6 protein-coding genes are annotated in these 11,120 nt (G+C 62.4%); 3 read left to right on the top strand and 3 right to left on the bottom strand.

Going from position 1 to position 11,120, the window contains the following annotated elements; translation table 11 throughout:
- The 3 genes from AC1DZ6_RS09455 to AC1DZ6_RS09445 all read right to left on the bottom strand — a co-directional run.
- On the bottom strand, positions 1-1,528 hold a 1,528-nt coding region (locus tag AC1DZ6_RS09455), incomplete at its 3' end, for a transposase (RefSeq protein WP_477096937.1).
- A 467-nt stretch (positions 1,529-1,995) separates the two neighbouring features.
- Entirely contained in the window at positions 1,996-2,301 is a 306-nt protein-coding gene (locus tag AC1DZ6_RS09450; protein WP_477096936.1) for a DUF2293 domain-containing protein, read from the bottom strand.
- Between the two features lie 39 nt (positions 2,302-2,340).
- Positions 2,341-2,940: a recombinase family protein gene (locus AC1DZ6_RS09445; protein ID WP_477096935.1), complete on the bottom strand. Its 600-nt coding sequence runs from the start codon at positions 2,938-2,940 to the stop codon at positions 2,341-2,343.
- Positions 2,941-3,366: 426 nt separating this feature from the next.
- Between AC1DZ6_RS09445 and AC1DZ6_RS09440 the strand changes: the two genes are divergently transcribed.
- The 3 genes from AC1DZ6_RS09440 to AC1DZ6_RS09430 form a co-directional block, all read left to right on the top strand.
- On the top strand, positions 3,367-4,062 hold the full coding sequence (locus tag AC1DZ6_RS09440) for a hypothetical protein (protein ID WP_477096934.1): 696 nt from the start codon (positions 3,367-3,369) through the stop codon (positions 4,060-4,062).
- A 309-nt stretch (positions 4,063-4,371) separates the two neighbouring features.
- Positions 4,372-10,737, top strand: a complete 6,366-nt coding sequence (locus AC1DZ6_RS09435) for an NACHT domain-containing protein (protein ID WP_477096933.1) — start codon at positions 4,372-4,374, stop codon at positions 10,735-10,737.
- Positions 10,715-11,120, top strand: a 406-nt coding sequence (locus AC1DZ6_RS09430) for a hypothetical protein (RefSeq protein WP_477096932.1), incomplete at its 3' end; no start/stop codon positions are given. The genes AC1DZ6_RS09435 and AC1DZ6_RS09430, both read left to right, overlap by 23 nt.

Below are 11,120 nucleotides of genomic sequence, written 5' to 3'. Positions count from 1 at the left end.
CGGAATATTTGGCCGCGTCAACCACCAGCGCCTCAGCTCTGGCAGTAGCTCTCCGCGCGGTTGCTCTCGACAGGCGTTGCCCAGATTCCGTGACCGCCCGTCGCGCGGCCTGATAGAGCCATAGAGTGCGGGGAGGTTGATTGTCGCTGAAGCGGTAAGGAACCGTAATGTAGTGATCGTCGACCCAAACATAGATCTCCGATAAATCGCGCGGATCGTACTTGATCCGGGACGCCTTTCGGCCCGCCCGAAGAGCTGTGCCGAGTTCCTCGCTGTAATATTGTTCATTAAACAATGAGATGCCGTAACGGGACATCGTACGTACCGTCTCAGGCAAAAGGTCGAGGCGAAAGGACTCGATATCCACCGGCAGCTGGGGCTCTCGCCCTGCGGTCTTCGCCTGCCAAGCCTCCAGCGGCGTTACACCTAGCGCGCTGTGAACGGTGTTGTGGTAGCGCCCGAGGATTTGGTGAGCCATCCAAAGTTCGAGTTCGTCTACAGTCAGGCGGGCCGACTTTTTGCTGTCGTAGTCACCGCGAGCAGCGGGGCTGTTATAAGTTGCGCCCGGCAATACGCGACACTCCCCCATCACAGTGCCCACCAGCCGCTCAATGTGGCCGCCCCAATGCGGGCGCCCTGCAGGCCTGAGAAAGGTGTGTACCCCCTGGTTCTTCAGGGCCCGGGTGAAGGCCTGGGACCGAAACTCCCCTGCCCTGTCCGAGTGAACCAGCCTGGGCAGCCCGCACATCGGCCATTGGTACTCCTCGGTCAGCCCCGTGCGCATGAGCCAGTCGTCTTTCACCTGCACCCCCAGATCGATTGCGGTGGCGGCTCTGACGATCGAGGGCTCCTCCAGACCGACGTAGAACGAGGTCACTGCCCTAGTCGCGACGTCGATCACCAATGTGATCCATGCTCTTCCTATGGGCCTGCGGTGAACGCTATCGACGACGATTACATCCACAAGCGTGTGGTCGATCTGCCAAACGTCCCAGGGAGCCTCTGGTTTGAATGCGCCGGGGCGAGGCGTATGCTTCTCGGCCTCTTTCCTGCCATGACGAGCAAGAGCAACGCTCCGCTTTGGTATTTTTTCGATACGTCGATTAATCGCCGCTCTTGTTGGTGCAGGAAATCCGGCATCTACACATGCCCAGCCGATCCTTTGTGTTAACTCAACAATTGATATCTTCTGTCTGTGTAGGTAGTGGCTCGCGAGAAATCTTTGAATGATTTCTTCCTGTTCTTCCGTGAGCTTAGACCGACCTTTCGGGTAGCCGCGCTTCCTCGGTGCCAGGTCGCGAACCGTGCCCCTTTCGACTAAGCGAGCGAGGTCGCGATAGACGGTCGTCGCATGAACGCCGATGGTCGCGGCAACCCCCTCGACGTAGGCCCTGCTACGGTCTGGAACGCTTTGCAGGAGTTGCGCGGCTTCCAGTCGCCTGCAAAGCTGATTGAATGTTTCCTCTGAGAGACGCTCAAGAGAGTTGCCCGTCAGCGCAACCTGGTCCTGTTTTTGTGATTTCGTCATTGTGCTTCCTACGCAGGCGCAGAGAGCCGTTGGCGGTCGCCAATGTTGGCCGGCCGCAGTCGTGGCGAGCGCCTTGGCTGAGATGACGCGATGGAAGGCGGCCGCACGCATCCGCCCTCTTCCTAGAGGGGCGTTGACTTAATGCTTGTGCAGGAGGAGTATCGGAGTCGTATCGACGGATTGTTTTAGACACTCCCCAAAGGCTTGAGCGCTGGCACGCTCAAGCCTTTCGCCTTTCGGCGGTGAGCAGACTTGCGAATAATCAACCTGAGGGCATGCAAGGCCTCCGGCGCGATGGGATGGACGCGTTTATGCTCAATCATATGAGCGCGTCAGCAATCGTGATCTTGAATCTTGGAATCGCAAGCAATTTATCGCGGCGAATTTTGATGTCTTAAAGTGCATCAAAACCGATAAATCGCAATGTAGTTCGGCGCATCTCTCAGTAGCCTAGATCATGTTTAGATCTAAACTCGATTTGATCTCCACCCTTCAATTATTCTGTTAACTTCGGTGGAGACAAATGCGAGCGCTTCCAATTTGGTTATCCCGCGAATTCGTATGACGTCGTCATATGCGGTGAATTGATGCCGCACATGGGCCGTCATAATCACACCGATTGCCTTGCCGAGCGTAATTGGTGTTTCCCAGGTCCGCCTGGAGAGCACCTCAACGACCTTGAGTGTAACCGCTTCAGGGCAGTGAGGGTGATGGCGTTCCAGATGTTGAATTATCGCGGCACAATCAAACTCGGTCGCTTTGGGCTGAGCCACAGCTCTCTCCTCGCAGCAAGCTCGCTAGGGAGGGTATCGCTAGTGCTTGCCGGCGGGTAGATCGGCCTGAGCGCAATATCGCTTCACCGTCGCGGTCGACAGGCCAAAGTGCTTTGCCGTGACGCTGATGCTCGCCTCGTTCGCCGAGCGCCAGTCAACCACGTGGGCGGGGTCGTTTTTCTTCGGACGCCCCAGGCTCTCCTTGCCCCTATGCGTGCGCCCGGTCGCCAGCAGGGCGGCACGAGCTGCGCCTCTTCCAGCTTCGGCCCGTTCACGAATTCGCCGACGCTCCAGATCCGCGACTTGCGCGAGAACGGCGAGCACCATCTCCCCTACTCCGCGGCCATCGATGACGCCAATCCCGTGGATGTCGACAACGACTCCTGAGTCAATCAGGCGCCGGACCGTCGCCTGAACGTCCAGCGCGTCGCGCCCTAGTCGATCGACCGCGTAGACACAGACCACATCACAGCGGCGAACCTGTTCCAGAAGTTTGGCGAAGCCTGGTCGGGTTGCAGCAAGAACACCCCCGCTCACACCTACGTCTGAAAATTCACGATCGAACCCGCCGCCGAGGACGTGCCTCTGCGCCTCGATGCTCTGATCGCCGCTGGACACTCGGTAGTAAGCAATTCGCATTGGCGATTGGCTCAAAAGTTAGGGTGCCGTTCAACCTAGCTCAGAATGCGGCTCATATTGCCCCAAAACCTAAGTTTCGCGCTACGGCTCAAAACCTACACCTTTCGCGCCACTCGCGGTTCGTTGGTTGTGCCGGTTGGGGCCGAGGTGCGCCAGGCGGACACTTTCTTCGCTCTTAGACGTTCCGCACCTCGACGCCGCTGAGCCCTGCCATACAGCTGGCTTCATCACCTCGGCGACCAGTCGCTTGCGCGGTATCTCCCGAAGGCGCTTGGAATCCGAACCGGCCGTTCAGCGCAAAGTATTGATCCTCAACGTCAGATTCGGTCGCCTTCCCCGGCATTGCCATTTCACTTACTTGCGCGCCAGCCAATCGTCTTGAGATGATCATAGACAATTAGGTCAGAACCGGACGGGTGCGACAGCATGAGCGAAATCAACATCCCGCGGTCGGAGCAGGAGGCGATCACCGCCATCGACAGCAAGGAGCTATACGGACTTGTCGAACGGGCTAGGCGTGTCGGGCACGCCAGCGAGCTGCGGCAATACCTTTGGAACTGCGGCTCCTTCATCGTGCGCAACCTCGACGCCTTCGAGCGGGCCTTGCAAAGGGACCAGCAGGCCAAGTCGTCTCGAAAGCGCGAGGAGACCCAGAACGATCTCTACCGCGCAGCCTCCGACGTGACGTGGGCGGTGGACCAAATGCAACAACGCGTCCAGGAAGAGTTGAAGGACCGCGAACGCTTCACCATCGATGACCTGATCTGGTCACGTCAGCACCTGACCCCAGCCCTCAACGTTCGGGTTTCCTTCAGTTGGCGCGCGACGCCCGATGACGCCTGGAACTATGGCTCGATCACCCTCACCCACGAGGTGGACCTTCGCCGGGACTACTCTGTCCCGACACCTAAGCGAAAGCCGACGAAGGCCCAGCAGGATCGAGAGCTTCAATGCCACCTTCACCAGACCTGGGAGCACCTCAAGCGCAGCGCGCTTTATTCGGTCCGGGATTTCTTTAGGGCTGGCGGGGACGGCGCGGAGATTCCGAAAACCTTCAAGGCCGTTGTTGATGCCCACACGCGCGGCCTGAACAACCACAGCACCAAGTTTTGGCGAGAGTAGCCTGTTCCCCGGTACCTGACTTCTCCGCAAAAGGGTCCGAGCAAGGCGGGTTCGGCACCGGAAGCGGAACTGGGCGCGTCTCCCGAAAGTCGACATTCTCCGCGCAATCGACCGCATGCAGAAGGGCGTGAGATCGCAGCGATGAGTTGCCCCTGTTGAAGGGGATGGGACCGTAATCGCGCCAGGCGCGCACTTGCGGCCCAGATGCCGCCCCCGTAGAGCTTGAAAAGATGGCGCGCCAACACGGACGCCTAACTTCGAGGACGCGTCTAGCCGCTCGAAATTCGCGTGGCTCTTCCAATTGAGACCATGACGGCAGTTGATCTAGTCCGCGCTTCCCGAGATGGGGACCAGTTCCACTATGTTTGGGCGGCTCGCCAATGCCTGGGGCTGCTGACCGCGCAGGGCGGACTGGCGGCTGTGACAATCGAGGGGGCTTCGACCGCCGAAGCCCCGGGCGAAGATGTCGGCGCCGGTGAGGAGCTGATCGACGTTGGCCTCTACTACGGCAGCGAGCGCCTCGATGGGGCTTCTGCGATCCGCTACGTCCAGCTCAAGCATTCGACGGCGCAGACCAGGGAGCCCTGGACCGCCAGCGGCCTCAAACGTACGCTCCATGGCTTTGCCGAGCGCTATGGACAGCTCGTCGCCCGTTCATCGCGCGAAGATGTCGCCGCGCGATTCACGTTTCAGTTCACGACCAATCGACCGATCGATCAGCGTGTCACCGAAGCGTTGGAGGATTTGCGCGGGGGAAAGCCGGCGAGGCACAGCGACCTTGACACCCTGCTGCTGAGGTATGCCGGACTTGACCGAGACCCGGCTGTCGCCTTTTTCCAGCTTTTCCGGGCCGAAGGCCTCGAGAATGACCTCTGGGCTCAGCAAAATCTCCTGATCGAAGACTTGCGGGCCTATCTGCCTGAGGCCGACAGCGACGCCCCAGTGCAGCTAAAGGAACTTGTGACCCGCAAGGCCACAACGCAGTTCACTGAAAACCCCACCATTCTTCGCTACGACGTGCTCAGGGCCTTGAAGACCGGCGAGGATGAGCTCTTTCCCGCCCCGCCTCTGATCGAAGGCGCCTCGGAGGCTTTCGCCCGCGAGCAGGAGCCTGAAATCATTCAGGCGGTTGTCGCGGCCACGGCGCCCGTAGTGCTCCACGCCGACGGCGGGGTGGGCAAATCCATGGTCGCCACGCGCCTGGCCTTGGCGATGCCAGCCGGCTCAGCGACCATCGTCTACGACTGTTTCGGCACCGGCCTTTATCGAAGCGCCGTCGACTTTCGCCACCGCCATCGCGATGGCCTCGTTCAGATCGCCAATGAACTGGCGGCCAGGTCGCTTTGCTTTCCGCTAATCCCCTCGGCGCATGCGGATCCGAAGGCCTATATTCGCGCTTTCCTGCATCGCCTTCGCCAGGCCTCGACGGTATTGCGGGCCGGCGCGCCGGACGCTCTCCTGTGCCTGGTCATAGATGCGGCCGACAATGCCGAAATGGCCGCGGCCGCCCAACAGGAGCCTTCGAGCTTCGCGCGTGATCTGATCCGGGCTCCGCTGCCGGAGGGCGTTCGCCTGGTCTTCACCTCCAGAAGCCATCGCCGCGCCAGCCTCGAGGCTCCGCCCGAGGCGATCGAGATCGCGCTCCGCCCGTTCAGCCTGGCCGAAACCGCGGTTCATCTACGGCGCGCTTATCCAACGGCCACCGATAGCGAAGCAGCCGAGTTCGACCACCTCACAAGCTCGAATCCGCGCGTCCAGGCCCTGGCCATGGATCAGAAGCGTCCGCTGCCCGACATGCTGGCGGCGCTTGGCCCCAATCCCACGACCATCGAAGCGGCCATCGGCGAACTCTTGGCCGGGGCGATCAAGGGTCTCAAGGACAAGGCGCGCGGGGTCGGCGAGCAGCAGATCGAACAGATTTGCCAAGGCCTGGCGGTGCTGCGCCCGCTGGTGCCGATTTCAGTGCTGTCTCGCCTGACCGGCGTCGACGAGGGCGCGATCAGAACCTTCGCGTTCGACCTCGGGCGTCCGTTGCTGGTGCGCGGTGACAGCCTCCACTTCCTGGACGAGCCGGCTGAGACCTGGTTTCGGGAGACGTTCACCCCCGACGCTGACGGCCTGAAGACCTTCGTGGACCGGCTGCGCCCGTTGGCCAATTCAAGCTCCTATGTCGCCGGCGCCATTCCCCAACTGCTGCTCGAGGCCGGTCGCTACGATGAGTTGGTCGAGCTTGCCCTGTCGACCGAGGCGCTGCCTTCGGACAGCCCCCTGGAGCGTCGCGATGTAGAGCTGCAGCGGCTGATCTTCGCGCTCAAGGCCTGCCTCCACATCAAGTCCTACCTCTCCGCGGCCAAACTTGCCCTCAAGACGGCGGGTGAGACGGCGGCCGAGAACCGGCAAAACGCCCTTCTCCAATCCAACATTCACCTCGCCGGGGTGCTCCTCGCGCCCGATCGCCTCCAGGAGTTGGTGTCACGGCGCACGTTTGGGAGTGGTTGGCGCGGCGCCCACCATGTGTACGACGCTGCTTTGCTCTCGGCCCGTCCAGAATTTGCGGCGGACGCCAGCAGCCGCTTACGCATGGCGCTCGACTGGCTTTCTGCCTGGGCTCGCGATCCGTCGGACGACGACGAAGGTGACGGCTCCCCGCGCGGCGGCGTCACCGACGACGACCGCGCTGCGTTTTGCTTGGCCCTTCTGCGCCTCAAGGGAGCCAAGGCGGCTGCGGGTTTTCTGCGCCGATGGCGTCATCGGCCGATTTCGTTCACCGCGGGTCGGGTCTTGGTGGCCAAATTGATCGACCTGGGCGACGTTGACGCTCTGGGCGCTCTGGCCGCGTCCTGCCGTAACGACATTTGGCTTCTTCTGGCCTTGGCCCGGGCGCTCAAGTCCTGCGGTCTTGCGATGCCGGCCCCCGCGCTCGAACGGCTGCTTCGGATCCTGGGCGACCGGCGCGTCAAGCTGCCCGAAGCTAACGAATGGAACGAAAAGTGGGACGTGCTGGGGGCCGTTACTTCGGCCGTGGAGCTGGCGATCGCGCAGCTTCCGCCAGAGCCTGAGCGCTGGGCGTCGCTAATCCGGCGCTACCTGCCCGCCGCGCCGCCACACGCATTCACCAGCGACCTGCCCTATGATCGCGCACAGGTCCTCCGGCCCTATGTACTGGAGACGGCATTGCGGGGGCAGACCCTCGACCTCGTGGAAGTGGCGCCCAAGGATGTCCGCGCCGAGCTGGAGCGCGAGCACAAGCCCTACAACTACAGCCGCGATTGCGAGACTTTTCTGCGAGAAACCGGCGGCATCCTCCCCTGGGTGCAGCTAGGCGTCGACATCGTCTGTTCGCGTGCGCCCGCGGATCTTTGCGCAGCGATCGATGCGGCCGCCCAGGCCGGAGACAAGGCCGCGCAGCGCGATCACCGCGAAGCCTTCCAACTGCGCAACGCCACAGCGATTGAATGGCTTTCCACGCTTCGTCAGGCCGGGCTAATCGGCGGCGATGAGCTTGATGCTTTCAATGCCTGGAGGATTGGGGCGACCGTCCCGCTCTGGCCTCAGACCCTGACAACATTGTGCCGCATCGCCGCTCGCACAATCGGTTTGGAGAGCCTCGCGCTCGCTCTGTGCAACGAGACCCTGTCGGCCCTCGAAGCGAGCCGAGAAGACGCCCAGGAGCGGACGGACGCCTACTTGCAGCTGGCCCGCGCCATCTATCCGGTCAGCGGCGATGAAGCCGCCGCGGTGCTGGATCGGGCCGTGGCGATCGCCGACCGGATCGGCGAGGAGAACCTCGATCGTTGGAGCGCGCTGCTTCACCTAGCGCAATCGGCAGGGAGCGGCGACCTACCGCGCCCTCGGTCCGCCTATCGCCTCGCTCGGGCCGCGGAACTGACCTACGAGTACGTGGTGCGCGACAAGCATTTTGCCTGGAACGACACCGCCAAAGCGCTCGCCGCCCTCTCGCCAAGCTCTTGCTTGGCGATTTTCAGTCGATGGCGGGACCGGCGCTTTGGCCATCCTGGGCGGCTGCTGCCCATCGCTATCGAGACTTTGGTTGAAAACCAGCAGCTAGCCGCCCTCGCCTTTCCGGTGCTGGCGGGCGTGGATGCCTGGTGGTCCAGGCTCGAGAACCTCAAGGTCTTTCTTGCCCAAGAACCGCTCGCGTGGCGGCGCACGGATGGGGCGCAAATCGCCTACCGCTATATCCGGCTACAGCCGCAGGAACCGGACAGCTGGGACACGCTGGCGGGCCTAGCCAGCCAACACGGACTGGATTTTCCCGATCTGGATCGCCTGCGCCAGGCAAGTCACGCCGCCGCGGCCGCTGACGCCGCAGCGGCAGTCGCGGAGGCTGCAGAGGTCGAGGCCAAAGCCAAGGCGGCTGCCGAGGTCCAGGCCAGGGCCAGCGCCGATGACCAAGCCAGCGCCGCCGTCGGCCCGCCGGCTGTTGAAGCTCGACCCAAACGAGAAGAGCCTGATTGGGAGGCCATCTTCAAGGAAACCGACCTTCGGTCTTCGCAGTCCCTGCGTGAAGCCCATCGCCGCTGGCGGACCTTTGGACCGCCGTTCTTCTTTGGAAACTTCGCCGGCGAGGCAGCCCGCCGCACGAAATCGGGCCAGGAATCCCAACTGCTTCGGACGATTTCCGAGTGGCCGGACTTCGACATTTACAGCCTACACAGCTTCTTGGAGGGAGCGCCTGAGGTTTGGCTGGATCGCTTGGCCTATCGCCAAGCGCTCAGGACGGCGATCCTCGCGGTCTGTCGCCGCGATCCCACGCGCGTCTATCGTCGCGGCTGGGCGCGCATCATCCCGTTTGACGCGCTGTTCGCCAAAGGGGTTCTGACGGAGCCGGAGGTGGTCGCGGCCACGATCGGCGGCTTCACCGACTTGGTCGGCGTTCTCGACGCAGGCGGCCTCTTCCACCTGCTCGATCCTATCGCCGCGAGCCTGACACCCGATCAGGCCGATGAGGCGCTTCACTATGGACTCGACCTTTTCGAGCCGACACTCACGGAGGACGACGGCGATGGCCCTTGGACCGACGCCTTGGCGCCGGCAGAGGATTTGATCGAGGCCTTGGCCAGCTACATCTGGGCGGGCTTGGCCTCGCCTAAAGCGTCGCAGCGTTGGGCTTTCGCCCATGTCGTCCGCAACGCCGTCGAGTTGGACTGGCGGGCGCTGCTGAAGGCCTTGGCCGGGCTGGCCGTAACAGGCGTGGCTGGACCTTTCGCCGATCACCGCCTGCCCTTCTATGAATGGCATGCCCGCCAATGGCTGATTTTGGGGCTCGCTCGCGGCGCCCTGTCGAAGCCCGCAGCCCTCGCGCCGTTCGTCGCCTTGCTGGAGGACGCGGCGCTCGATGAGCACGTCGTCGTCGCCGAGTTCGCGCGGCGATGCCTACTGTCCTGGGCTTCGTCGCCGGAGGGAAAGGACTTTCAACCCTCCAAGCTTGATGAGGTCAATCGGCCGCTTCACCCGACGACGGTTTACAAAAGTTGGTACAGGGATGAGGAGGCTGAGAATGAGAACGCCGAGGAGGCCGTTCCCGACCACGACAAATACTATTTCGGGCACGATATCGGCCAATATTGGCTGGGTCGGATGGGGCGGGTTTTCGGCTTGTCCCAGGGCGCGACAGAGAGACGCGTCTTGAAGGTTATTCGAGAGCGGCTGGGAGTCAGCGGCGGCGGCGGGTGGCGAAACGACGCTCGCCATATCCGCAAGATCTTCAATGATGGTGAGGCCTATCACCCTCATGGTGAGACGCCCAAAACCGACAACCTCAGCGCTTACGAGGCCTATCACGCCATGATGCTTACAGCCGGCGCGCTGCTGAAGACGCGCGCGGTGGGACGACAAGCCGAGGCGGACGATGACGACTTCGCCGACTGGATGGACGATAGTCTCTTGCGGCGCGAGGACGGACGCTGGCTGTTCGATCGGATCGATCCTGCGCCAGCCCGCCCCAAAGGAGAAGGCCGCTCCTACGACAGCGATTGGGTCTGGTCAGTCACCCGCGAGCATCTGGATGCACAATTGGCCACCGCCGATGGTCGCACCGTCCTGTGGGGCAATTGGACGAACGGCTCCAACTATCGGAGTGAAACGGTCAGGGTTCGCAGCGCCCTGGTTTCGGAATCGGCCGCGCCGGCCTTGCTGGCGGCTTTGCAGACCGCCGCCGAACCAGGACGGCTCTCCCTTCCTGACGCCGACCGGTCCGACTCTGTGGAGATCGACGAGGCGCGGCTCTTTGGTTGGGTCGTGGATCAGAGTTATGGCGCCGGCTTAGATGACCAGGATGCTTGGTCGGAAAGGCTACACTACCCTGGCGCTCGTCCTGCGCCCGACATTGTCACCAAACTCGCCCTCGAGCCCGATCTCGACGATCGATGTTGGCGGAGCCAATGTGGCGCAACATTGCTGAGCGAGTCCTGGACGATCATCGAGGGCTCTGGGCGCGATGAAACGACCAGCCCGTGTTGGCGCCTGTCCAGCGACAACCGCGGCATCGCCGCGCTACTTGAGGCACATCCTGGCGAATGCCTGATCCTCACCGTGACCGTCCGGCGGGACCTGCCCGAATATGCGCGGCGCAACGGCGAGTTCGAGGAGTATCCCTGGCCCTATGTCCGTTCCTATTTGATGAGGTCCGATGGTGTCGCATCCCCGCTCTAAGGCGATCATCGACCTTGGCAAACGCCTGGCCGAGCAACTCGACGATGATGGTGATCTGGCCGCCGCTTGGTTGTCGCACTTGCTCGCCGAGCGCATCGTGGCGGCCGAGCAGGCTGAGGGCGACCAGAAGGTCGCCACCGAAGAGGCCTGCGTGAAGCTCATTCTCGAACTATGGAGCAAGCGAAACCACTTCAACGATCACCACCGGCCATTGAGGGACATGGATTCGATCGTTCGGACCCTTGCCTCTCTCGACGTCGAGCGAGCTGATCATCGCTATTTTGGTGACGTCCTTCGGGGGCCGAATGTTGATGTGTTGCCCGAACCCGCCCGCCAATGGCTCCAGTTCGCTACGGGGCTGGACACGACGGGCTGGACACGAC

The sequence above is a fragment of the Caulobacter sp. P1_B12_2 genome, from assembly GCF_056406675.1.
This window is presented reverse-complemented; position numbering and strand designations above follow the sequence as displayed.

Excerpts from the sequence above, each read along its gene's own strand:
- AC1DZ6_RS09445 (WP_477096935.1), bottom strand. The coding sequence starts at position 2,940 with ATGCGAATTGCTTACTACCGAGTGTCCAGCGGCGATCAGAGCATCGAG.
- AC1DZ6_RS09440 (WP_477096934.1), top strand. The coding sequence starts at position 3,367 with ATGAGCGAAATCAACATCCCGCGGTCGGAGCAGGAGGCGATCACCGCC.
- AC1DZ6_RS09435 (WP_477096933.1), top strand. The coding sequence starts at position 4,372 with ATGACGGCAGTTGATCTAGTCCGCGCTTCCCGAGATGGGGACCAGTTC.